Source organism: Antarctobacter aquimaris, assembly GCF_900184945.1.
GTDB classification, from domain to species: Bacteria; Pseudomonadota; Alphaproteobacteria; order Rhodobacterales; family Rhodobacteraceae; genus Maliponia; species Maliponia aquimaris.
Genome location: NZ_FXYF01000001.1, coordinates 350,653 through 372,197 on the forward strand (window position 1 = coordinate 350,653; position 21,545 = coordinate 372,197).

A 21,545-nucleotide genomic window follows, 5' to 3' on the forward strand; every position below is an offset into this window, starting at 1 on the left:
GCGTCCTCAGTTGCCGAAGGCGGTGCAGGCGGAATCGGGCCGGTCGAGGCCAAGCGTGTCGAGCTCGTTGACCTGGTGCAGGAAGCCCTCGAGCGGGGCCTGCGCGACCAGCGCGCGTTCGGTCACCAGCGGGATCGGCTGGCGCAGCTGGCCGTTCCAGTCGCGGAACGACAGCGGGCGGCCGAGAAAGGCGGCCAGCTCGAACTCGGGGCCCAGCAGGTAGGCGCGCAGGGTGGCGGTGTCGCCCGAGTTGGTGCGGGTCACCGCCTCGCCGATGACGCGCAGGGCAGCCCAGGCGGCGTAGTCCTCGGGGCGCATGTCGCGCGCCGCGAGATCTGTGAAGCGCGATTGCAGCTGCGCCGCGCCCCACTGTTCCACGACCGGCGCCCAGGCCTGCGGCACCAGTCCCTCGGATCCGGCGACGGGGCGCGGCTGCCAGGTGTTGTAGGCGATGTAGCGGCCGAAATCGTGCAGCTCGTCGGCGATCAGCAGGATGTCGTGGTCCTTGAGGTCCTGGGTGAACAGCGGCACCTCCTGCGCGGCGTTGCGGCGCATGTCGGCGTCGAAGGCCCAGGTCTTTTCCGAGCGCAGCTTCAGCCCGAACTTGGCCAGGCTGGCGCGCAGGCTGTCGGCAAAGACCCTGTCCTGCGGGTGGGTGCCCTGGATCAGCGCCAGCTGGTCCCAGCGGCGCATCACCAGGAACTGCGCCAGCGCGTCGGTGCGCATGGCGTTGCTGGCGGCCGTGTGCAGCAGGTTGGCGCGGCAGTCGGCACTGCGCAGGCGTTCGTCGGGCGCGGTGGCGTTGAACAGCAGCGCGTCTTGCGCCTCGGGCAAGTCGGCGATGGCCAGCAGCGCGTCGGCCGGCGCGTCGATCACCACGAGGTCGGTGGCGCCCAGGGCCGCGCGCGCGGCCTCCAGCAGGTCGCCGCCCACCGGCACCTCGGTCACCTCCAGCGCGTAGCCCTGGCCCAGGAATCGGCCTGTCGTGGTGTTGTCGTTCAGGCCCAGCTGCGCCCCGGCGAGGCCCAGGTCGTCGGGCACGGGGTCGAGGTTCGACAACACGGGGGGCAGGTCCACCAGCTGGCGCAGGTAGTGGACGGTGACCGACACATCGGCCACGGCGGCACCTGCGGCCAGGCCGACAGCCAGCGTTGCGCAGGACAAAAGGCGTGATATCTCTCTCATGACGCCACACTAGGCAGGCGCGGGGGACAGGGAATTAGACCTTGGTCGAAGTTCCCCGCCGATTTGGACTTAGGTCCAATAGCCCAAGGGGCGGTTGCGCTCGTAAGAACGGGCCAACCGCTAGAGGAGGAACTGCAATGACCCGCAAGACGACCCTTTGGACCCTCGCCTTGGTGATGGCCGCCACCTCCGCGCTGTCGCACGGCGATGTCGCGCCGCAGCCCGTCAACACCGATGCCCTGCCCGACGTGGGCGAGGAGTGGCTGACCGAGAACCCCTACCGCGACCAGGGGGTCGAAGTCTGGCAGGCCGCGGTGGAGATCGGCGCCTCGGGCTACAACCAGAACTGCGCGCGCTGCCACGGGCTCGAGGTGATCTCGGGCGGGCTGGCGCCCGACCTGCGCTTTCTCGAGGCGGAGGAATATGGCGACGAATGGTTCATGGAGCGGTTCCGCCACGGCTATACCCAGAACGGCACCACCAAGATGCCGGCCTTTGGTGACCTCTTGGGCCAGAAGGCCGCCTGGGCGATCCGCACCTACGTCGAGGCGCGCCCGGATGATGCCCAGATCGCCGATGCCACGGATGACCTGAAGGTGCTGCGCGACCAGCTGGCCGCCTGGGCCGAGGATCCCTCGGCCGCCGATCCGGACGGCATGAAGGCGCAGCTGGACGAGATTGCCGCAGGGATCGAGACGCTGAGCGGCGCCCCCATCGCCGACAGCGCGCCGTTCCGCGCCTCGGCGCTGATCGACGGCACCGAGGTCGGCTATCGCCATGCCGCCGAGGCGCTGACCATCGGCCTGTCGGCCGCGCATTGATGACGACCGCGGCGCGCCGTCTGCTGACGCTTTGCCTGACGCTCGGCCTCTGGGCCGGGCTGGCGGTCGGGGTGCAGGCGCGCTGCGAGGACTGGAAACCCCAGCCCAAGCCGCAGAACGCCAGCCGCGACATCGTCGGCCAGGAGCTGGACGTGATCATCGAGCGCGGCTGGATCGAATTCGCGGTCTACGAGGATTACCCGCCCTACTCATTCGAGGAGGGCGGGCAGCCGCGTGGTGTCGACATCGAGGTCGGCCGACTGATCGCCGAGGATCTCGGAGTCGAGCCGCGGTTCAAGTTCGTCGCCGCCGGTGAAAACCTGGATGCCGACCTGCGCAATACGATCTGGCAGGGCCCGGTTGTCGGCGGGGCGGTGTCCAACGTGATGCTGCGCGTGCCCTACGACAGCAATTTCACCTGCCGGGTCGAGCAGGTGGTCTTTACCGGGCAATACGCGAAAGAGAGCATCGCCATCGCCTACCGCAAGGACGCCTACCCCGAGGACAAGCCGGTGCCGGCCTATTTCCGCTTTGACACCGTGGCGGTCGAGAACGATTCGATCGCCGATTTCTACCTCACCTCGCTGGCGGGCGGGCAGCTGAACGCCAACATACGCCGGTTTCCGACGATGCAGCAGGCCATGGCCGCGCTGGCGGCGGGCGAGGTCAAGGCCGCCATGGGCCCGCGCGCGCAGCTCGACTTTGGCCTGACGCCGGATCTGGAGGTGCACCAGCCGCCGCTGCCCGGCTTTTCGGTCGGGTCGTGGACCGTGGGGGTGGGCGTGCATTTTGCCTATCGTCCGCTGGGCTACGCGGTGGACGATGCCATTGCGGCGGCACTGGCCGACGGGCGCATCGCCGCTATTTTTGCAGACTACGGGTTGAGTTTCGCGCCGCCAGAGCGTTGAGTGTCCAATTGTGAACGGGCACCGGGCGGCGGGCGACGCCCCCGGGCCTTTTGCAATGGGATGAGGGACTCACATGCAGATGAACGACAGCCGCGAGATCGCGGCCCCGCGCGACGTGGTCTGGGCCGCGATCCTGAACCCGGAGGTGCTCAAGGCCTGCGTGCCGGGCTGCACCGAGATGAGCGGCTCGGCCGAAGAGGGCTTCGAGGCGACCGTCGTTCAGAAGGTCGGCCCGGTGAAGGCCACCTTCAAGGGCCAGGTCACCCTGACCGAGATGGACGCGCCCAACGCCGTGACCCTGACCGGCGAAGGCAAGGGCGGCGCGGCCGGCTTTGCCAAGGGCGATGCCCGCGTCCTGCTGTCGGACGGCGACTCGGGCGGCACCCTGCTGACCTACGAGGTCGAGGCCAAGGTCGGCGGCAAGCTGGCTCAACTGGGCAGCCGGATCATCGACGGCTTTGCCAAGAAGATGGCCGACCAGTTCTTTCAGAACTTCCAGGACGCGGTCGAAGGCCCCGCCGACCCCGCCGAGGCCGAGGCTGTCGCCGATGGGCCGGTCGAAGGCGGCGAGGACGCCCCCAAGAAGGGCTGGTTCAAGCGGATCCTCAAGACCTGAGCCGCCCAACCGGCCCAGGCACACCCCAAGACGGCGAGAGAACACCCATGGTAGACATCACCCTGACCGTGAACGGCCAAACCGTGATCAGATCGGTCAAGCCGAACACGCTGATGACCGATTTCCTGCGCGAGGACCTGCGCCTGACCGGCACCCATGTCGGCTGCGACACCTCGCAGTGTGGCGCGTGCAGCATCCATGTGAACGGCGCGCTGGTGAAGGCCTGCACCCTGTTCGTGGTCGAGGCCGACGGCGCCGAGGTCGCCACCATCGAAGGGCAGGCCAACGCGGATGGCTCGCTCAACGCGATCCAGCAGGCGTTCCAGGATCACCACGGGTTGCAGTGCGGGTTCTGCACGCCGGGCATGATCATGGCGACAGCCGCGCTGCTGAAAGAGACCCCCAAGCCGACCGAGGCCGAAGTGCGCCACTACCTTGAAGGCAACATCTGCCGCTGCACCGGCTACCACAACATCGTCAAGGCGATCCTCGCCGCGTCCGGGCAGGACGTCAGCGCCGTCGCGGCCGAGTGACGGCAGGAGGACAGGCACATGTATTCGTTCGAAATCCTTCGCCCCACCAGCCTTGCCGACGCGGTCGAGGCGCTGGGCCATGAAGAGGCGCAGATCCTCGGCGGCGGGCAGACCCTGATCCCGACGCTGAAACAGCGCCTCGCCAGCCCCGCCGTGCTGGTCAGCCTGACCGGCATCGCCGAGCTGAAAGGCGTCTGCCGCGAGGACAACGGCGACCTGTCGATTGGCGGCGGCACCACCCATGCCGACGTCGCGCGCGAGGCGGCGGCGATCTACCCCGCGCTGGCCGCGCTGGCCGGTGGCATCGGCGATCCGGCGGTGCGCAACCGGGGCACCATCGGCGGCAGCCTCGCCAACAACGACCCCTCCGCCTGCTACCCGGCGGCGGCTCTGGCTTCGGGCGCGACCGTGGTCACCAACACCCGGCAGATCGCGGCGGACGACTATTTCCAGGGCATGTTCGCCACCGCTCTGCACGATGGCGAGATCGTCACCATGGTCCGCTTTCCGGTGCCGCAGGTCGCGGCCTACGCCAAGTTCGACCAGCCCGCCTCGCGCTTTGCCCTCACGGCGGTCTTCGTGGCGAAATACCCAAGCGGCGTGCGCGTCGCGGTGACCGGCGCCTCCGAGGGCGGCGTGTTCCGCTGGACCGAGGCTGAGGCGGCGCTGTCAGCAGATTTCACGCCAGGGGCGCTGGCCGGCCTGTCCGTCCCGGCCGAGGGCATGATCTCGGACGTGCACGGCTCGGGCGCCTACCGCGCGCACCTGGTCGGCGTGATGACCCGCCGGGCCGTCGCCGCCGCCGGCTGACAGGCGCACCCCGTCTACGACCTTAGGCGGGGTGAATCGCCGCCCTCTCCGTGCTAGCCTCCATGCGCCGCGACACGTCTGGGAGGACCCGTCATGCTATTTCGTACCGCGCTTGCCGCCGTCGCCCTGACCGCCGCCACAGCCGCGCTGGCGCTGGACGATCCGCAGACGCCGCTGAGCGATCCGATGCAATCCGGCATGTGGGACTACCACCAGAAGAAATTGCTGGGCGATCCCGCCGACATCCGTTTCGATGACCGGGTGATCCTGCGCGCCCCCGACAGCGCCGAGGACAGCCTGAACGTCCCCGTCCTGGTCGACGCCACCGCCATCCCGGATGTGAAACGAATCGTGGTCAGCGCCGATTACGGCCCGATTCCGCACATCCTGACCTATTACCCCGAACAGGCCGCGGCAAAGCTGGCGCTGCGGTTCAAGATCGACCAGGCGACAGCGGTCCGCGCCAGCGTCGAGACGCACAGCGGCACCTGGCACGTCGGTTCGGTCTACATCGACGCGGCGGGCGGCGGCTGCACCGCGCCGTCGCATGCCTATGCCTCGGACGACTGGGAGGAAAAGCTGGGCGAGATCCACGGCCGCCTCTGGTCGGCCTCGGGGCGCGCGCGGGTGATTGTCGATCACCCGATGGACACCGGCCTCGCCGACGGCATCCCGGTCTTCATCATCCAGGACCTGGCCTTGCAGGCCGAGGACGGCACCGAACTGGCCCGCGTGGAACTGCACGAGCCGGTGAACGAGGACCCGGCCTTCACCTTCTACTTTGCCGAGGGTGCGCTGCCCGGCACGGTGCAGGTGGTCGGACGCGACAACAACGGCAACCGCATCCGCGGCCTGCTGACTGAAGGCGAAACCCACTGATGCTGACCCGCCGCGCGGCGCTGGGCCTGCTGGCCTCCCTCCCACTTGCCCCCAGGGCCTGGGCGCAGGCCCGCCTCAGCTATGACCTCGTGCCGAAACCGCTGGTCGATGGCATCTGGATGATCGAGGGCGCGACCGAGTATTTCTCAATGGAGAACGGCGGCGCCATCGTCAACGTCATCCTTATGCAGGGCGATACCGGGCTGATCCTGATCGACACCGGATCGTCGCGCCGCTACGGCGAGGCGCTGGCCACCGCCGCGCGCCACCTCGACATCCGGGGCATTTCGGCGGTGGTGAACACCCACCACCACCCGGACCATTTCTTTGGCAACCAGGTCTTTGCCGACCGGCCGATTCACGCGCTGGGCGGCACCCTGCAAGCGGTGCAAGAGCAGGGCGATGCGCTGGCCGACAACATGTACCGCCTGCTGGGCGACTGGATGCGCGGCACCGAGGTGATGCCGCCGACGCAAGTGGTCGCAGGCGGGGACCTGACGCTGGACGGCCGCGACTTCACCGCGCTGCCGCTGGGCGGGCACACCGGGGCGGACCTCGCCCTGCTCGACCGCACCGCCGGCACGCTGGTCACCGGCGACCTCGCCTTTCTCAACCGTGCGCCGACAACGCCCAACGCCGACCTGCCGCGCTGGCACGCCTCGCTGGATGCGCTGGCCGCGGAACGCCCGGCCCTGATCATTCCCGGCCACGGCCCCGCCGACCCCACCGGCGAATCGCTGCGCCAGACGCGCGACTACCTCACCTGGCTCGAGGACACGCTGCGCAACGGCGCGCGCCAGGGGCTGGACATGGTCGAGCTGATCGAAACCCCGCTGCCCGAACGTTTCGCCGCCATGGGGGCGCAGCCGCAGGAATACCGCCGGTCGGTCGCGCACCTGTTCCCCGGGATCGAACTTCAGGAACTGCCGCGCGGCAACTGACCCGGCCGTGCGCGTCTTCTCTCGCCAAGGACCTCCGGCATGACGCCCCCTCACTCCACTGCCACAGGCACCGGGTCGACCGGCGCCAAGTCACCGCCGATATCCAGCCAGCCATCCGTGCCCAGCCGGAACCAGTAGACCCGGAGATACCCCATCGCCGCGATCCGCTGCGCGGCGTTCCAGCTCATCCAGCAATCCGCCACGCAGAACACCACCAGCGGGCGCGTCCTGTCGCCGCCGGTCAACCGCTCCAGGTTGTCACCCAGGTAACGCGTCATGTCCTCCGACAGCACCCCGCGCCCGACCTCCGGCAGCCAGACGGCCCCCGGCAGGCTCAGCCGCGCCTCCGACACCAGCCAGGTGCCGTCCAACTCGTCGAACCGGGACTGCTGCGCCGCAAAGACATCCAGCGCCACCGCCCCCGCCGCCAGCAAGTCCCGCGCCTCCAGCGGCGAGACCAGCAGCGCGGGCCCCGGAATGTCGTCCGGCGTCGGCGCGCGTTGCCGGCCGATGCGATAGCCGGTCTGCGGGTCGAACAGGTCCGGCCGCCTTGCCTGATGCTCGGCATAGGGCGCGGCACCCGGCGGGGTGGCGAGCAGCATCAACAACAGGACAAGCGCACGTTTCATGGCCGCAGGATAGGCCTCCGCGCCGCGCGGCGGAAGCCGCTCTTGCCTTCCGGGACGAGACTGGGGAAAAGGGCCGCAGCCCCAGCGGCGCCCGGGCATTCCAGGAACAGGGATTGCAGACATGGCCCCCAAATTCGGCACAAGCGGCCTTCGTGGCCTTGTGGAGGACCTGACCGAAGACCTGGTCAAGGACTATGTCACCGCCTTCCTGCAAGCCTGCCCGCACGGCGGCGCGGTCCATGTCGGGCGCGACCTGCGCCCCTCATCGCCGCAGATCGCCGAATGGGTGATCGAGGCCATTCTGGACAACGGCATTGACGCGGTCGATTGCGGCGTGGTGCCGACCCCGGCGCTGGCGCTGTCCTCGCTTCAGTCCGCTTCCGCGGCGGTCATGGTCACCGGCAGCCACATCCCCGCCGACCGCAACGGGCTGAAGTTCTACGTGCCCACCGGCGAGATTTCCAAGGAGGACGAGATCCGGATCAACGTCCGGCTTGGCGCCGACACGCTGCGCGGCGCGCCCGGCGCCCGGTCGCAGGCCGACGCCCGCGCCGCCTATGTCGCCCGCTACACCGATGCCTTCGGTCCACAGGCGCTGGGCGGCCTGCGCGTCGGCGTCTACCAGCACAGTTCCGTCGCGCGCGACATCATGGTCGAGGTGGTCGAGGCGCTGGGCGCCACCGCGCTGCCCATCGCCCGCTCCGACAGCTTCATCCCCGTTGATACCGAGGCGCTGGACCCCGAGACGCAGACCCTCTTTGCCGGGTGGTTCGCCGAGCACCGGCTGGACGTGCTGATCTCCACAGACGGCGACGCCGACCGCCCGATGCTGGTGGACGACACGATGCGCGTGGTCCCGGGCGACGTGCTGGGCGCGGTCACCGCCCGGGCGCTGGACGCGCGGACCGTCTGCACGCCGGTGTCCTCCAACACCATGATCGAGGCCCAGGGCGGTTTCCCCTTCACCGCGATCCACCGCACGAAGATCGGCTCACCCTTCGTGATTGCCGCCATGGAAGAGGTCCTCAAGGCCGATCCGGTGGCGCGCGTGGTGGGCTACGAGGCCAACGGCGGCTTCCTGCTGGGGTTCGCCGCGGAGGCTCCCGCCGGTCCGCTGGCGCCCCTGATGACCCGCGATTGCCTGCTGCCGATCCTGGCGCCGCTGACGGCAGCCCGCGCGGCCGGCCAACCGCTGTCGCAATTGCTGGACGCGCTGCCGCCGCGCTTTACCGCCGCCGACCGGATCCAGGGCATCGAGACGGATTCCTCCCGGGCCTTCATCGAAAACCTGTCGTCCGATGCGACGGCCCGCGCGGGGTTCTTTGCCGACACCGGCCGCGAAGCCGCTCTGGACGAGACCGACGGCCTGCGCGTCACCTTTGAAAGCGGCGCCGTCGTTCACCTGCGCCCCTCGGGCAATGCACCCGAATTCCGCTGCTACGCCGAGGCGGAGTCGCGTGAGGTCGCGACTGCTCTGCTGACGCACTATTTACAAAAGCTGCGCGTGACGCTGTCTGCCTGAGCGACCCACCCGGACCGACCGCCGCATGAGTATTTTGACCAAGAAGAAGCACAGGTCGCGGCTTCTTCTGGTCTGGAATACTCAACTTCGACGGAAAAACGGGGTTAGCCGTTCGAAAGTCAGCGCCCCTTGGTCAGCCGGTCGATGGCGCGCAGGCCGGTCAGCAGGCGCCCTAGGTCGTCGATCGGCACCATGTTGGGCCCGTCGCTGGGCGCGTTGTCCGGATCGTCATGGGTCTCGATGAAGACGGCGGCGCATCCCACGGCGACGGCGGCGCGGGCCAGCGGCTCGACATATTTTCGCTGGCCGCCCGACGATGTCCCCTGGCCACCCGGCAACTGCACTGAATGGGTCGCGTCGAACACCACCGGGTAGCCGGTTTCAGCCATGATCGGCAGCGCGCGCATGTCCGACACCAGCATGTTGTAGCCGAAGGTCGCGCCGCGCTCGCACAGCAGGATCCGCCGGTTGCCAGTCGAGGCGATCTTGTCGGCGACGTTTGCCATGTCCCAGGGTGCCAGGAACTGCCCTTTTTTGACGTTGATCGCCGCGCCCGTCTCGCCTGCCGCCAGCAGCAAGTCGGTCTGGCGCGACAGGAAGGCGGGGATCTGCAGCACGTCCACCGCCGAGGCCACCGTCGCGCATTGCTCGGGGCCGTGCACGTCGGTCAGCACCGGCACGCCGAACTCCTGGCGGATGGTCGAGAGGACGTGCAGCCCTTCCTCCATGCCGATGCCGCGCTTGCCCGTGAGCGAGGAGCGGTTGGCCTTGTCGTAGCTGCCCTTGAAGATCCAGGCGACGCCGGCGGCCTCGGCCGCCTCGGCAATGCGGGTCGCCAGCATGCGGGCGTGGTCCAGCGATTCGATCTGGCAGGGGCCGGCGATCAGGGTGACGGGGGCGGCGTTGGAGACCGTCAGGTCGCCGATGGGAACGTCGGTCATGTGATGCCTTCCTTTTGCAGAACGGCCTCGATGCGGGCCACGTCGACGGGGTTGTTGAGTTCCCAGAACACCCGGCCCTTTGCCTCGACCGGCACGCAGGTCACCGGCACGCCGTGTTCGAGAAAGCGCAGCTGTTCCAGCCCCTCGGCCCTTTCCAGCGCGCCTTCGGGCCAGCCCATGTAGGCGCTCAGCGCCGTGGGCCGGTAGGCGTAGACGCCGACGTGGTGCCAGACCTCGGGCGGTTGCTCCAGCGAGGCCACAAAAGGCAGCACTTCCTTGGAGAAGTAGAGCGCGGTGCTGTCGGCGCGGCAAACGGCGGTGGTGCCGCCGACGCGGCCGTTCTGGCGGTCGGTGACGAGGTTGGTCAGTGTTTCGGTATCACAGCGCAGGATCGGCGTGGCCATCTGCACCTGCGGGTCCGCCATCCGGGCAATCAGCGCCTCGACGAACCAGGGCGGGGTCAGCGGTGCGTCGCCTTGCAGGTTCACCACGCAATCCGGCGCCTTCGGCAGCTGCGCTACCGCCTCGGCGCAGCGTTCGGTGCCGTTGCGCGCCTGGTCGGAAGTCATCAGAACGTCAGCGCCAAAGCCGCGCGCCGCCTCGGCGATGCGGGCGTCGTCGGTCAGGACATAGACCGCGTCCGCGCCCCGCACCGCCTGCGCCGCCTCCCAGCTGCGCTGGATCAGCGGTTTGGCCACGCCGGTGGCGCCGGTCAGCGGCACCAGCGGCTTGCCCGGGTAGCGGGTCGAGGCGTAGCGCGCGGGGATGAAGATGACGGCGCTCATGCGACACCCGCCCGCAGCGCGTCATGGATGTGCAGCAGGCCCACCAGGGTCTCACCCTCGGTCACCAGCAGCACGGTGCGTTTGGTCTTGTTCATGATGCCCAGGGCCTCGATCAGCAGGGTGTCGGGGGCGGTGACCAGCGGTCCGCGCGTGGCGACCTGGCCGGCGCTGCGGGTCATCAGCCCCTCCATGTTGCGGCGCAGATCGCCGTCGGTGATGATCCCGGCCAGCTTGCCGTCCTCGATCAGCGCGGCCACGCCGAACCCCTTGCGGCTCATCACCAGCAGGCATTCCGACATCGGCGTGTCGGGGGCCACGACGGGCAGTTCCTCGCCCCGGTGCATCACCGCCGAGACCCGCAGCAGCTGCGCGCCCAGCGTGCCGCCGGGATGGAAGGCGGCAAAGCGCGCCCGGTCGAACCCGCGGTGCTGCATCATCGCCACCGCCAGCGCGTCGCCAAGCGCCATGGCCATGGTGGTCGAGGTTGTCGGCGCCATGCCGATGGCGCAAGCCTCCGGCGCGTCGGGCATCAGCAGCACGAAGTCGGCGGCGCGCGCCAGGGTGCTGTCGGCCTTCTTGGTCATCGCGACCAGCGGGATGGAAAACCGCGCGCAATGGGCGATCATGTCGGCCAGTTCGCGCGTCTCGCCCGAGTTCGAGATCAGGATCACCGCGTCGGCGGGGGTGATCATGCCCAGGTCGCCATGGCTCGCCTCGCCCGGGTGGACGGTCTGCGCCGGGGTCCCGGTCGAGGCAAAGGTGGCGGCGATCTTGCTGGCCACGTGCCCAGACTTGCCCATGCCCGACACGATGACGCGCCCCTGCACCTGCAACAGCCGCGCCACCACGGCGTCGAAACTGGCGGGCAGTTCCTCGGCCAGCCGGTTCAGCGCGGCGCTCTCGATGGCAAGGACGCCGCGGGCGACCTCTGTGGGCGTCTGACTCATGGGGTCCACTTGGCTCTTGTCCGTGGCGGGTGCTTTAGCGGCTCTGACAGGGCTTGTCCAACCGCGCAACAGTTTGCCATCGCCGCGCGCCGCCGCGTTGACATTTTCCCGCGTCGCGGCCCAAGACAGGCACGACACAACGCCGTGAAGAGGAGTGCCAGTGTGAAAATCGCCATGATCGGGACGGGCTACGTGGGCCTGGTATCGGGGGTCTGCTTTTCGGATTTCGGGCACGAGGTGGTCTGCGTGGACAAGGACCCGCGCAAGATCGCCATGCTGGAGCGCGGCGAGGTGCCGATCTACGAGCCGGGGCTGGACACGCTGATGGCGCGCAACGTCGAGGCCGGGCGGCTGAGCTTTACCCTCGATCTGGCGGCGGCGATCGACGGCGCCGAGGCGGTGTTCATCGCCGTGGGCACGCCGACCCGGCGCGGCGACGGCCATGCCGACCTCAGCTATGTCATGGCCGCCGCCGAGGAGATCGCCCGCGCCGCGACCGGCTACATGGTGGTGGTGACCAAGTCGACCGTGCCAGTGGGCACCAACCGCGCGGTCAAGGCGGCGATCGCGGCGGCAAAGCCGGAGCTCGACTTTGACGTCGCCTCCAACCCCGAGTTCCTGCGCGAGGGCGCTGCGATCGACGATTTCATGAAGCCCGACCGCGTGGTCGTGGGCGTCGAGACCGAGCGCGCCGCCAAGGTCATGGCCGAGATCTACCGCCCGCTCTACCTGCGCGATTTCCCGATCATCAGCACCGACCTGGAATCGGCCGAGATGATCAAGTACGCCGCCAACGCATTCCTTGCGACCAAGATCACCTTCATCAACGAGATCGCAGCGCTGTGCGAAAAGACCGGCGCCGACGTCAAGCAGGTGAGCCGGGGCATGGGGCTGGACGGCCGCATCGGCAATAAGTTCCTGCACGCGGGCCCGGGCTACGGCGGGTCGTGTTTCCCCAAGGATACCAAGGCGCTGGCCCGCATCGGCCAGGATTTCGCAGCGCCTGTGTCGATCGTCGAGACCGTCATCAAGGTCAACGAGGAGGTCAAGCGGCGGATGATCGACAAGCTGGCCGACCTCTGCGGCGGCAGCTTCAACGGGCGGACGGTGGCGGTGCTGGGGGTGACCTTCAAGCCCAACACAGACGACATGCGCGACGCGCCCGCGCTGACCATCGTGCCGGCGCTGGTGGGCGGCGGGGCAGCGGTGCGCGCGGTCGACCCACAAGGCCGCCGCGAGGGTGAACAGCTGCTGCCCGGCGTGACCTGGATGGAGGACCCCTATGCCGCGGCGCAGGGCGCCGACCTGCTGGTGATCCTGACCGAGTGGAACGAGTTCCGCGCGCTGGACCTGTCGCGCCTGGCCGGGACCATGGCGCGCCCCGCGCTGGCCGACCTGCGCAACATCTACACCGCCGAAACCGCCCGCGCCGCCGGTTTTACCGCCTACGACAGCATCGGCCGCAAGGGCTACACCGAAGGCTGAGCGCCGGCAACGTGACCGCCGCGCCACAGCGGCGCGGGGTTTCTCGGCGGCGCGGGCGGCCGGTGCAGCCGCGCCTTTGCGAAAGCCGGCTTTCGCGCTAGGATTCCGGCAACGATAACAAGAAAGCAGGCAGACAGGCATGGGAACGGGCTTTCGCGGCACGTTCGTCATCTCCTGGGCACAGACACAGATCGACGGGCAGCGCGACGCGCCGCTGCCGGCGCTTCAGGTCGGGGCCAGCTGGTCCTGGGAGGGGCAGCCGGTGCGGGTCGACGGCCCGTCGACAGTGTTGTTGCTGGGGGATCCGGATGGACAGGACGACATCCGCAGCCGCGCGGCGCGGATGGTGCGGCGGCTGGTCGGGTTGCCCCCCGCCCCTGCGGCGCGCGCGGGCGAAGACGCACCCGACTCGATGCAGCGTGGCGATTTCGGCTTTGTGGTGACCGACGGGCGGCGGGGCTACAGCGTGACGGTGATCCCGGCCGGACACCGGGCGCCGCCGCTGCTGATGTTCGTCGACGAGGTGCCGCCCGCCGGCACCGATCTCTGGGTCGTGCACCACGCCCGCGCGCTGGCCGCCACTTCGGCGGGACCCGAGGCGGCCGGCAGCGTGATCTGTTTCACGCCGGGCACCCACATCCTGACGCCGACGGGCGCCATCCCGGTGGAGCAGCTGCGCGAAGGCGACCTGGTGCAGACCAAGGACAACGGCGCCCAGCCGGTCTGCTGGACCGGCAGCCGCAGGATGAGCGGCGCGCGCCTCTTCACCTCACCGGCGCTGCGCCCGATCCGCCTGCGCGCCGGCGCCTTCGGCATCGGCCACCCCGAGCGTGACCTGCTGGTGTCACCCGATCACCGGATGCTGATCAAGGGCCGCGCCGCGCAGGCGCTGTTCAACACGCCCGAGGTGCTGGTCGCAGCCCGCGACCTGATCAATGGTGACAGCGTCGTTCAGGACCTGCGCGTGCCCGAGGTGACCTACATCCACCTGCTGCTGCCGCGCCACGAGGTGCTGTTTGCCGAAGGGCTGGAGACCGAAAGCTTTCACCCCGCCAACACCGCGCTGACCTCGCTGACCGACGATGACCGCGCGCGTCTGGTGCAGGTGCTGCCGGGGGCGCTGGCCGATCCGCAGGGCTACGGCGACTACGCGCGACGCAACCTGTCGCGCTCCGAGGCGGCGATCCTGATGCACGACGCCGCCTGACGAACAGAGCGCCGCGCCGGTCTTTCCTCGGCCGATAATTATCCCGGAGAGCGCGAGGGGCTGGCCCCTCGCATCGCGCCCTCACCGCCGCCGCGTCAGTCGCGGATCTCGTCCGGACGCACGCCCCAGAGGGCGGATTTCTGCGCCCAGCCGCGGTAGCCCGCCACGCTCAGGCGGCACCAGTCCGGATCGCAGTCGCCCAGCCGCGCGATCACGCCCGCCTCCAGCCGCGCGGTCACCGGGCTGTTCAGGTCGGGCCGCTGGTAGAGGCTCAGCATATCGGTCTCGACGATCACGGTGCGCACACCCGACAGCATCGAGTAATGCACCCAGCCGCCCGCGCCGTCACGGTCGCGCACCTGCCGCCAGTGGCCGTATTCGGCGGTGATCTCCAGCGGCATTTCGCGCCGGGTGTAGACCCAGTCGATGCGGTGCGTCATCGACGGCCCGCGGCGCACGTTGCTTTCCGACGCCTTGAGCGAGACGAACCGCGGCAAGGGCAGGGTGGTCACCGATCCGCGCCGCTCTTCGGCGGCGCCGGTCGGCCCGGTCATCACGACAACGGCCATCGCCAGGGCGATCGCTTTCTTGAACATGGGTTGCGTCCTGCTCAGGTTTTTCCGGCGGGGTTCTTGTGCCCCGTCCCTTCCTGACGCAGTCTACGCCCCGAGGGCCCCGGTGGGGAAGTTTGGGAGAGGCTGCATGCCATCAAAACGTCTGAGTGTTGTCGTGACGCGACGCTTGCCAGAGGTGGTCGAGACGCGCCTGACGGAATTGTTCACCGTCCGCCTGCGTGCCGACGACACGCCGATGAGCCGGGGCGAGCTTGTCGACGCGGTCCAGGAGGCCGACGTGCTGGTGCCCACCGTGACCGACCGGATCGACGCCGGGCTGATCGGGCAGGCGGGGGAACGGCTGAAGCTGATCGCCAACTACGGCGCCGGGTTCGACCATATCGACGTGGCGACGGCGCGGTCGCGCGGGATCCTCGTCTCCAACACCCCGGGCGTGGTGACCGAGGACACCGCCGACATGGTCATGGCGCTGATGCTGGGCGTCACCCGCCGCATCCAGGAGGGGCTGGCCGTGATGCAGGACGGCAGCTGGCAGGGCTGGGCGCCGACCGCCTTCCTGGGCGCGCGGATGAGCGGCAAGCGGCTGGGTATCCTGGGCATGGGCCGGATCGGCCAGGCCGTGGCACGCCGCGCCGCCGCCTTTGGCATGCAGGTGCATTACCACAACCGCCACCGCCTGCGCCCCGAGATCGAGGACGCGTTGCAGGCCACCTACTGGGAAAGCCTCGACCAGATGGTCGCGCGGATGGACATGCTCAGCGTGAACTGCCCCTCGACCCCCAGCACCTATCACCTGCTGAACGCGCGCCGGTTGCAGCTGATGAAGCCTTCGGCGGTGATCGTGAACACCTCGCGCGGCGAAGTGATCGACGAGAACGCGCTGACCCGGATGCTCAAGGCGGGGCAGCTGGGCGGTGCGGGGCTGGACGTCTACGAACACGGCTCGCAGGCCAATCCGGACCTGCGCAACATGCCCAACGTGGTGATGCTGCCGCACATGGGATCGGCCACGGTCGAAGGCCGGGTCGAGATGGGCGAAAAGGTCATCATCAACGTCAAGACCTTTGCCGATGGCCACCGGCCGCCGGACCAGGTGCTGCCCGCGATGCTGTGATCGCGGGTCCTTGAACCCTGCGCCGCGGCGGTCCGGTTCCCGGCCGGCGCGTCTGTCCGCCCCTTGAACGCTGCGGCGCAATCAGGCGTTTGACGCTGTGACTGCCGTGGCGGCGGCAGTCCCCGTCAGAAAGAAATGCAGCCGCCCTGGACGGGTCGTTCCGCAATGCGGGCAAAAGAGGCTTGGACACTCGCCGTATGGCTGCAAGACTGTCCAGAGATTCGTGCAATAGGGAGTTGATCAGATGCGTTTCATTCCGAGTCTTGCCCTGGCCCTGGGCCTGGGTCTTGCGGGGGCATCGTTTGCCCAGCAGGCCACCGATGCCGTCGATCCGGAACAGACGGTTGTCAATGACGCCGGTTTTGCCGCGCTGTCGCCCGAGGTTGCCGACGCGCTGGCCGCCAAGGCCGCCGGAACGCCGGTCGCGGCACAGGACTGGATGGTCGTCGCGGCCAATCCGCACGCGGTGCAGGCCGGCGCCGAGGTGCTGCGCGCCGGGGGATCGGCGGCGGATGCCATGGTGGCCGTGCAGACCGTCCTTGGCCTGGTCGAGCCGCAAAGCTCGGGCATCGGCGGCGGGGCCTTCCTCGTCTGGCACGACGGCGCCAGCGGCGAGATCACCACGCTGGACGGGCGCGAGACTGCGCCGCTGGCGGCGACGCCCCGGCTGTTCCAGGACGCGGCGGGTGAGCCGCTGAAGTTCTTCGACGCGGTGGTTGGCGGCCGGTCGGTCGGCGTGCCGGGCACGCCCGCACTGATGCAGGCGGCGCACGACCGCTGGGGCAAATCCGAGTGGGCCGGGCTGTTTGACGCCGCCACGCGGCTGGCGGACGAAGGATTTGCAGTGTCGCCAAGGCTGGCCGGGCTGGTCGAGGGCGACGCCGAGCGGCTGGGCCGTCACCCGGCGACCGCCGCCTATTTCCTGCCCGGCGGTCAGCCGCTGGCAGCGGGCGACCTGCTGAAGAACCCGGATTACGCGCAGGTCATGCGGCGCATGGCGGCCGAGGGCGCCGGGGCGATCTACGAAGGGCAGATCGCGCAGGACATCGTCGACACGGTGACGGGCTTTGACGCCAATCCCGGCGTCCTGAGCCTGCGCGACCTCGCGCAGTATGAGGTCAAGGAGCGCCCGGCGGTCTGCGGCGCGTTTCGCGGCCACGAAGTTTGCGGCATGGGGCCGCCGTCCTCGGGCGCGCTGACCGTGGGGCAGATCCTGGGGATGCTGGACGCCACGGCACCCGGCGCGCCGGACGATGCGGACACATGGCGGCGGATCGGCGATGCCTCGCGGCTCGCCTTTGCGGACCGGGGCCGCTACATGGCGGACAGCGATTTTGTGCCGATGCCGACCAGGGGGCTGCTCGATCCCGCCTACCTGGCGCAGCGCGCGGCGCTGCTGGACGGCGACGACGCCCTGCCCGAGGTCGCGCCCGGCACCCCCGCCTGGGATCACGCGATGCTGCTGGCCGATGACGAGAGCCTGGAGCTGCCGTCGACCTCGCATATCTCCATCGTCGACCAGTACGGCAACGCGCTGTCGATGACGACGACCATCGAGAACGGCTTTGGCTCGCGGTTGATGACCAACGGTTTCCTGCTGAACAACGAGCTGACGGATTTCTCCTTCCGCAGCCATGCCGACGGCGTGCCCATCGCCAATGCCGTGGCGCCGGGCAAGCGGCCGCGGTCCTCGATGGCGCCGACCATCGTGCGCAAGGACGGCGCGCCGGTGCTGGTGGTCGGCTCTCCGGGCGGGTCGCGGATCATCGGCTATGTGACGCAGGCCATCGTGGCGCATCTTGACTGGGGGATGGACGTGCAGGCGGCGGTGGCCATGCCGCATGGCGTGAACCGCTTCGGCACCTTCGACCTGGAGTCCGGCACGGCGATGACCGACCTTCAGGCACCGCTGGAGGCGCTGGGCTACGAGGTCAGCGTGACCGGCCTGACCTCGGGCCTGCACGCCATCGCCATCGGTGCGGAGGGGCTGCAAGGCGGCGCCGATCCCCGCCGCGAGGGGATTGCGCTGGGCGACTGACCCGGCCTGTCACGTCAGCCCGAGCGCCGCGTCGCGGCGTCGGGCGCCGGTTTGTCGGCGTACATGCGCTGATCGGCGCAGGCCAGCAGGGTTTCGACGTCGCTGCCGTCCACGGGTGCGCTGGCCGCGCCGATGGCGGCCTCGACCCGGGGCAGCAGGATGGATGGCCCGCCGTCGACCTGCCACCAGATCGGGCGGGACAGCTGCGCCCGCAGGTGGTGCTTGCGCCGCTCCAGGGTGTCGGTCGTGGCGCCGGGCAGCCAGACGGCGAATTCGTCGCCACCCAGGCGCGCGCAGATGTCCTGATGGCGCAGGGAGTCCGACATGCGTCGTGCGATGGTCCGCAGCAGGTGGTCGCCGGCATGGTGGCCAAAGCGGTCGTTCACCGGCTTGAACCCGTTGAGGTCCATGAAGAGGACACCGACGGATGTTGCCGGATCGGACAGCAGCCGATAACCCGCCTCGCGGAAGCTGCGGGCATTCAGAAGGCCGGTCAGCTGGTCCGTCATCGCTAGGGCCGACAGCCTGCGGGCGTCCTTGCGCAGGCGGTCGCGTTCCCGTTCGGTCTGTGACAGGCGCTGGCGGGTCTGTTCCTGGGCGCGTTCGAGACTGTTCAGGCGCGCCGCGAAATAATTCGACGGGGCGGCCTTCAGCATGACCAGCGGTTCGTCCAGTCCGGGCAGCGGGTCGATCCGCCAGGCCTGGAAGGTCAGCTCATCCTCTCCGATCGACAGCCGCAAAGGCACGTTGCGCGAGGTGGTCAGCGCCTGCTTCAGGCCATGCACGGTCTGCTCTGGCGGGGTCTGAACCAGGGCCGGAAAGGTGGTGCCGAGGCTCAGCCCCGGCAGGTCGCGCGCCAGGCGGTTCGCCACGCGCACCTGCCAGTGCCGGTCCAGCACGACCATGGCGCGCGGCGCCCGCTCCAGCGAGAGCGCGAGCACGTCGAGGGCAAGGTTCTGGGTCAGTTCCTGGGGCATGGGGCCTGCGGGGAGGACGGCATCCCTGTCTTGTGTGGCGTCGCGCGCGGGTCAGCCAAAGAATTCATGCAGTTCGGACCCGGTGCTGCGGGTCAGGTGGACGGTCACGCGACAGCGCGAATGACCCAGCGACAGCGCCTCGTCGATCCGCACGCTGGCATAGCCGGTGGCCTCGGCGGCGATCCGGCCAAAGACGTTGGTCGTCATCATGCACAGCGACGGCCGCCCCTCGACCTGCTTGCCAAAGGGGCAGCGCGAGGCGGTGAACACGATCCGCTCGGGGCTGGCCTCGGTCATTTCGAAATGGCCGCCGATGCGCGCCTTGAGATCGCACAGGATCCGGCCGATCTGTTCGGGCTCATGCGGCAGGGTGCCGTCCGGCTGGCGGTATCGGTCGGCGATGCCGCGGCCCATGTCGTCGCCGACGCGGGCGATGAAGGCGCAGGTGTCCTCGACCCCCACGACCTCCTGCAATGTTCCGGACAGGGAGCCGATCAGCTCGGCAAAGAACGCGTCGGCGGTCAGTGCTGTGGGGTTGGCCTGCGGTCTGGTTTCATTCATCGGCGGCAAGACCTCGTCAGTCATTGTTGACAAAGGGTTAACCGACAAATCCTTAATTTGGGGTAAACAAATATCGCGAGGGCGAAATTCCGTCCGGCCCGGCAGGGGGGACCGGCGCCGAGTGTCCGGCGCCGGTCCCTTGTTCGTCAGTGGACGTCCTTGTAGCTGATTTCCTTGACGTCTTTGCCGGTCTTGTCGCGGCGGACCAGCAGGCGGTTCAGCGCGTTGATGTAGGCCCGGGCCGAGGCGACGACGGTGTCGGTGTCGGCCGACTGCCCGGTGGCGATGATGCCGTCCTCTTCCAGCCGGACGGAAACGGTGGCCTGCGCATCCGTGCCTTCGGTCACCGCGTTGACCTGGTAGAGTTGCAGCCGCGCCTTGTTGGGGTGCAGGTCGCGCACCGCCTTGAAGGTGGCATCGACCGGGCCGTCGCCCTGGCAGGTCGCCGCCTTTTCGACGCCGTCAATCTCCATCTCCAGCTCGGCCGTGGCCGGGCCGCCGGTGCCGCAGATCACCTTGAGGTTCACCAGCTCCAGCCGGTTCTGCGGGCCATCCGTGGTGGCCGTCACAAGCGCGAGGATGTCGTCGTCGTAGACCTCCTTCTTGCGGTCGGCGAGGTCCTTGAACCGGACAAAGATGTCCTTCAGCTGGTTGTCCCCGACCTCGACGCCGAGCTCGCGCAGCTTGGCACGCAGCGCGGCGCGGCCGGAATGCTTGCCCAGCGGCAGCGACGTGCCGGACAGGCCCACGTCCTCGGGGCGCATGATCTCGAAGGTCTCGGCGTTCTTGAGCATCCCGTCCTGGTGGATGCCCGATTCATGGGCAAAGGCGTTCTTGCCGACGATCGCCTTGTTGAACTGCACCGGGAAGCCCGACACCGTCGAGACGCGGCGTGAGATATGCATGATCTTCTTCGTGTCGATCTCGGTGTAGTAGGGCATGATGTCCCCCCGCACCTTGAGCGCCATGACCACCTCTTCGAGCGCGGTGTTGCCGGCGCGTTCGCCCAGCCCGTTGATGGTGCATTCGATCTGCCGCGCGCCACCGGCCACGGCGGCCAGCGCGTTCGCCGTCGCCATGCCCAGGTCATTGTGGCAATGGGTGGCGAACACCACCTCGTCCGCGCCCGGCACCGTTTCGATCAGGCGGCGGATCAGGTCGGCGGATTCGACCGGGGCGGTGTAGCCCACGGTATCGGGGATGTTGATCGTGGTGGCGCCCGCATTGATGGCGATCTCGACCACGCGGCAGAGGTAATCCCACTCGGTCCGGGTCGCGTCCATCGGCGACCACTGCACGTTGTCGCAGAGGTTGCGGGCGTGGGTCACGGTCTGTTCGATCCGCTCGGCCATCTCGTCCATGGTCAGATTCGGAATGGCGCGGTGCAGCGGCGAGGTGCCGATGAAGGTGTGGATGCGTGGGCGGTTGGCGTGCTTGACCGCCTCCCAGCAGCGGTCGATGTCGGGCAGCTGCGCGCGGGCAAGGCCGCAGATCACCGCGTCCTTCGACCGCTTTGCGATCTCGCTCACCGCGCGGAAATCGCCTTCGGAGGCGATGGGAAAGCCCGCCTCGATGATGTCGACGCCCATCTCGTCCAGCAGTTCGGCGATCTCGAGCTTTTCCTCGTGGGTCATGGTCGCGCCGGGGGACTGTTCGCCGTCACGGAGCGTGGTGTCGAAAATGAGGACACGGTCCTTGTCTTGGGTGGTCATCGGTCTTTCCTCAGAAATGGGGCCGGGGGGCAGGGCGGCTCCCGCGGGGACGGAGGCGGCTGGGGGACGTCCCGCAGGGGACGGACCTGTGCCGGTCAATCGGTCCGATCGCTGTCATGAGAGCTTCCTAACTCGTGCGTGAAGTGGGTCGGCGCGTCACACATCTCCTCTGAGCACGCGCGCCGAAGGGGCCACGCTCAGAGGCGAGTTAGCAGTAGAGCCGCGCCAATGGCCATCGGCGCCGGAAAAGGCGCAACAGGGGCGATATGGCGAGCGGTCATCATGGGCGGAACTATACGCCGCAAATCGCAAATGAAAACCCGTCTTTTGCAGGCAGAGCCGCGCCGACTGCGGAGGCG

At 68.9% G+C, this 21,545-nt stretch carries 21 protein-coding genes; 12 read left to right on the top strand and 9 right to left on the bottom strand.

Annotation, left to right across the window (positions count from 1 at the left end):
• Nucleotides 1-6: 6 nt before the first annotated feature.
• Entirely contained in the window at nt 7-1,185 is a 1,179-nt protein-coding gene (locus MAA8898_RS01610; RefSeq protein ID WP_094019207.1) for a lanthanide ABC transporter ABC transporter substrate-binding protein PedA1, read from the bottom strand.
• Nucleotides 1,186-1,322: 137 nt separating this feature from the next.
• Here MAA8898_RS01610 and pedF point away from each other — a divergent pair, with 137 nt between their 5' ends.
• The 7 genes from pedF (at nt 1,323) to MAA8898_RS01645 (ending at nt 6,693) form a co-directional block, all read left to right on the top strand.
• Nucleotides 1,323-2,006 (top strand): cytochrome c-550 PedF, encoded by a 684-nt coding sequence (gene pedF, locus MAA8898_RS01615; protein ID WP_094019208.1) that lies wholly within the window; start codon nt 1,323-1,325, stop codon nt 2,004-2,006.
• Complete coding sequence (locus MAA8898_RS01620; protein ID WP_094019209.1) at nt 2,006-2,914, top strand: substrate-binding periplasmic protein; 909 nt, start codon at nt 2,006-2,008, stop codon at nt 2,912-2,914. The genes pedF and MAA8898_RS01620 overlap by 1 nt, the downstream gene beginning before the upstream one ends.
• A gap of 73 nt (nt 2,915-2,987) precedes the next feature.
• Nucleotides 2,988-3,530 (top strand): SRPBCC family protein, encoded by a 543-nt coding sequence (locus MAA8898_RS01625; protein WP_094019210.1) that lies wholly within the window; start codon nt 2,988-2,990, stop codon nt 3,528-3,530.
• 47 nt (nt 3,531-3,577) lie between these two features.
• A complete protein-coding gene (locus MAA8898_RS01630; protein ID WP_094019211.1) occupies nt 3,578-4,063 on the top strand; it encodes a (2Fe-2S)-binding protein in 486 nt (161 codons plus the stop codon).
• An 18-nt stretch (nt 4,064-4,081) separates the two neighbouring features.
• Nucleotides 4,082-4,873 carry an FAD binding domain-containing protein gene (locus tag MAA8898_RS01635; protein WP_094019212.1) on the top strand — a complete coding sequence of 264 codons (792 nt, stop codon included), beginning with the start codon at nt 4,082-4,084 and terminating at the stop codon, nt 4,871-4,873.
• Between the two features lie 93 nt (nt 4,874-4,966).
• Nucleotides 4,967-5,752, top strand: coding sequence for a quinoprotein dehydrogenase-associated SoxYZ-like carrier (locus MAA8898_RS01640; protein WP_094019213.1), 786 nt, complete (start codon nt 4,967-4,969; stop codon nt 5,750-5,752).
• Nucleotides 5,752-6,693, top strand: a complete 942-nt coding sequence (locus MAA8898_RS01645; protein WP_094019214.1) for a quinoprotein relay system zinc metallohydrolase 1 — start codon at nt 5,752-5,754, stop codon at nt 6,691-6,693. Before MAA8898_RS01640 ends, MAA8898_RS01645 begins: the two co-directional genes overlap by 1 nt.
• A 50-nt stretch (nt 6,694-6,743) precedes the next feature.
• Here the strand turns inward: MAA8898_RS01645 and MAA8898_RS01650 are convergent, their stop codons facing one another.
• Nucleotides 6,744-7,322, bottom strand: coding sequence for a rhodanese-like domain-containing protein (locus MAA8898_RS01650; protein WP_094019215.1), 579 nt, complete (start codon nt 7,320-7,322; stop codon nt 6,744-6,746).
• A 121-nt stretch (nt 7,323-7,443) separates the two neighbouring features.
• Between MAA8898_RS01650 and MAA8898_RS01655 the strand changes: the two genes are divergently transcribed.
• The gene (locus MAA8898_RS01655; protein ID WP_094019216.1) at nt 7,444-8,844 is read left to right on the top strand and encodes a phosphomannomutase; all 1,401 of its coding nucleotides are present in this window, start codon (nt 7,444-7,446) and stop codon (nt 8,842-8,844) included.
• A gap of 119 nt (nt 8,845-8,963) precedes the next feature.
• On the opposite strand, the gene kdsA is transcribed toward MAA8898_RS01655, so the two are convergent.
• The 3 genes from kdsA to MAA8898_RS01670 are packed head-to-tail and all read right to left on the bottom strand — an operon-like array spanning nt 8,964 to nt 11,517.
• Complete coding sequence (gene kdsA / locus MAA8898_RS01660; protein ID WP_094019217.1) at nt 8,964-9,785, bottom strand: 3-deoxy-8-phosphooctulonate synthase; 822 nt, start codon at nt 9,783-9,785, stop codon at nt 8,964-8,966.
• Nucleotides 9,782-10,570, bottom strand: coding sequence for a 3-deoxy-manno-octulosonate cytidylyltransferase (locus MAA8898_RS01665; RefSeq protein WP_094019218.1), 789 nt, complete (start codon nt 10,568-10,570; stop codon nt 9,782-9,784). Before MAA8898_RS01665 ends, kdsA begins: the two co-directional genes overlap by 4 nt.
• On the bottom strand, nt 10,567-11,517 hold the full coding sequence (locus tag MAA8898_RS01670) for a KpsF/GutQ family sugar-phosphate isomerase (protein ID WP_094019219.1): 951 nt from the start codon (nt 11,515-11,517) through the stop codon (nt 10,567-10,569). The genes MAA8898_RS01665 and MAA8898_RS01670 overlap by 4 nt, the downstream gene beginning before the upstream one ends.
• A 162-nt stretch (nt 11,518-11,679) precedes the next feature.
• On the opposite strand from MAA8898_RS01670, the gene MAA8898_RS01675 reads away from it, so the two are divergent.
• Both MAA8898_RS01675 and MAA8898_RS01680 read left to right on the top strand, forming a co-directional pair.
• The gene (locus tag MAA8898_RS01675; protein WP_094019220.1) at nt 11,680-13,002 is read left to right on the top strand and encodes a UDP-glucose dehydrogenase family protein; all 1,323 of its coding nucleotides are present in this window, start codon (nt 11,680-11,682) and stop codon (nt 13,000-13,002) included.
• Between the two features lie 139 nt (nt 13,003-13,141).
• Nucleotides 13,142-14,209: a Hint domain-containing protein gene (locus MAA8898_RS01680; RefSeq protein ID WP_094019221.1), complete on the top strand. Its 1,068-nt coding sequence runs from the start codon at nt 13,142-13,144 to the stop codon at nt 14,207-14,209.
• A gap of 95 nt (nt 14,210-14,304) precedes the next feature.
• On the opposite strand, the gene MAA8898_RS01685 is transcribed toward MAA8898_RS01680, so the two are convergent.
• Nucleotides 14,305-14,805: an SH3 domain-containing protein gene (locus MAA8898_RS01685; RefSeq protein WP_094019222.1), complete on the bottom strand. Its 501-nt coding sequence runs from the start codon at nt 14,803-14,805 to the stop codon at nt 14,305-14,307.
• A gap of 106 nt (nt 14,806-14,911) precedes the next feature.
• Here MAA8898_RS01685 and MAA8898_RS01690 point away from each other — a divergent pair, with 106 nt between their 5' ends.
• Nucleotides 14,912-15,898 (top strand): 2-hydroxyacid dehydrogenase, encoded by a 987-nt coding sequence (locus MAA8898_RS01690; RefSeq protein ID WP_094019223.1) that lies wholly within the window; start codon nt 14,912-14,914, stop codon nt 15,896-15,898.
• Nucleotides 15,899-16,142: 244 nt separating this feature from the next.
• A complete protein-coding gene (gene ggt / locus MAA8898_RS01695) occupies nt 16,143-17,936 on the top strand; it encodes a gamma-glutamyltransferase (protein ID WP_094019224.1) in 1,794 nt (597 codons plus the stop codon).
• A gap of 14 nt (nt 17,937-17,950) precedes the next feature.
• On the opposite strand, the gene MAA8898_RS01700 is transcribed toward ggt, so the two are convergent.
• The 3 genes from MAA8898_RS01700 to MAA8898_RS01710 all read right to left on the bottom strand — a co-directional run bounded on the left by MAA8898_RS01700 (nt 17,951) and on the right by MAA8898_RS01710 (nt 21,186).
• A complete protein-coding gene (locus tag MAA8898_RS01700; protein ID WP_094019225.1) occupies nt 17,951-18,913 on the bottom strand; it encodes a GGDEF domain-containing protein in 963 nt (320 codons plus the stop codon).
• A 51-nt stretch (nt 18,914-18,964) separates the two neighbouring features.
• Nucleotides 18,965-19,474 (bottom strand): methanogen output domain 1-containing protein, encoded by a 510-nt coding sequence (locus MAA8898_RS01705; protein WP_176445036.1) that lies wholly within the window; start codon nt 19,472-19,474, stop codon nt 18,965-18,967.
• A 146-nt stretch (nt 19,475-19,620) separates the two neighbouring features.
• A complete protein-coding gene (locus MAA8898_RS01710; protein WP_094019227.1) occupies nt 19,621-21,186 on the bottom strand; it encodes a 2-isopropylmalate synthase in 1,566 nt (521 codons plus the stop codon).
• Nucleotides 21,187-21,545 lie beyond the last annotated feature (359 nt).

Coding starts and splice junctions, on each gene's coding strand:
- MAA8898_RS01655 (WP_094019216.1), top strand. CDS start 7,444: ATGGCCCCCAAATTCGGCACAAGCGGCCTTCGTGGCCTTGTGGAGGAC.
- MAA8898_RS01620 (WP_094019209.1), top strand. CDS start 2,006: ATGACGACCGCGGCGCGCCGTCTGCTGACGCTTTGCCTGACGCTCGGC.
- MAA8898_RS01635 (WP_094019212.1), top strand. CDS start 4,082: ATGTATTCGTTCGAAATCCTTCGCCCCACCAGCCTTGCCGACGCGGTC.
- ggt (WP_094019224.1), top strand. CDS start 16,143: ATGCGTTTCATTCCGAGTCTTGCCCTGGCCCTGGGCCTGGGTCTTGCG.
- MAA8898_RS01610 (WP_094019207.1), bottom strand. CDS start 1,185: ATGAGAGAGATATCACGCCTTTTGTCCTGCGCAACGCTGGCTGTCGGC.
- kdsA (WP_094019217.1), bottom strand. CDS start 9,785: ATGACCGACGTTCCCATCGGCGACCTGACGGTCTCCAACGCCGCCCCC.
- MAA8898_RS01665 (WP_094019218.1), bottom strand. CDS start 10,570: ATGAGCGCCGTCATCTTCATCCCCGCGCGCTACGCCTCGACCCGCTAC.
- MAA8898_RS01625 (WP_094019210.1), top strand. CDS start 2,988: ATGCAGATGAACGACAGCCGCGAGATCGCGGCCCCGCGCGACGTGGTC.
- MAA8898_RS01710 (WP_094019227.1), bottom strand. CDS start 21,186: ATGACCACCCAAGACAAGGACCGTGTCCTCATTTTCGACACCACGCTC.
- MAA8898_RS01645 (WP_094019214.1), top strand. CDS start 5,752: ATGCTGACCCGCCGCGCGGCGCTGGGCCTGCTGGCCTCCCTCCCACTT.
- MAA8898_RS01700 (WP_094019225.1), bottom strand. CDS start 18,913: ATGCCCCAGGAACTGACCCAGAACCTTGCCCTCGACGTGCTCGCGCTC.
- MAA8898_RS01650 (WP_094019215.1), bottom strand. CDS start 7,322: ATGAAACGTGCGCTTGTCCTGTTGTTGATGCTGCTCGCCACCCCGCCG.
- MAA8898_RS01640 (WP_094019213.1), top strand. CDS start 4,967: ATGCTATTTCGTACCGCGCTTGCCGCCGTCGCCCTGACCGCCGCCACA.
- pedF (WP_094019208.1), top strand. CDS start 1,323: ATGACCCGCAAGACGACCCTTTGGACCCTCGCCTTGGTGATGGCCGCC.
- MAA8898_RS01705 (WP_176445036.1), bottom strand. CDS start 19,474: ATGAATGAAACCAGACCGCAGGCCAACCCCACAGCACTGACCGCCGAC.
- MAA8898_RS01690 (WP_094019223.1), top strand. CDS start 14,912: ATGCCATCAAAACGTCTGAGTGTTGTCGTGACGCGACGCTTGCCAGAG.
- MAA8898_RS01670 (WP_094019219.1), bottom strand. CDS start 11,517: ATGAGTCAGACGCCCACAGAGGTCGCCCGCGGCGTCCTTGCCATCGAG.
- MAA8898_RS01630 (WP_094019211.1), top strand. CDS start 3,578: ATGGTAGACATCACCCTGACCGTGAACGGCCAAACCGTGATCAGATCG.
- MAA8898_RS01680 (WP_094019221.1), top strand. CDS start 13,142: ATGGGAACGGGCTTTCGCGGCACGTTCGTCATCTCCTGGGCACAGACA.
- MAA8898_RS01685 (WP_094019222.1), bottom strand. CDS start 14,805: ATGTTCAAGAAAGCGATCGCCCTGGCGATGGCCGTTGTCGTGATGACC.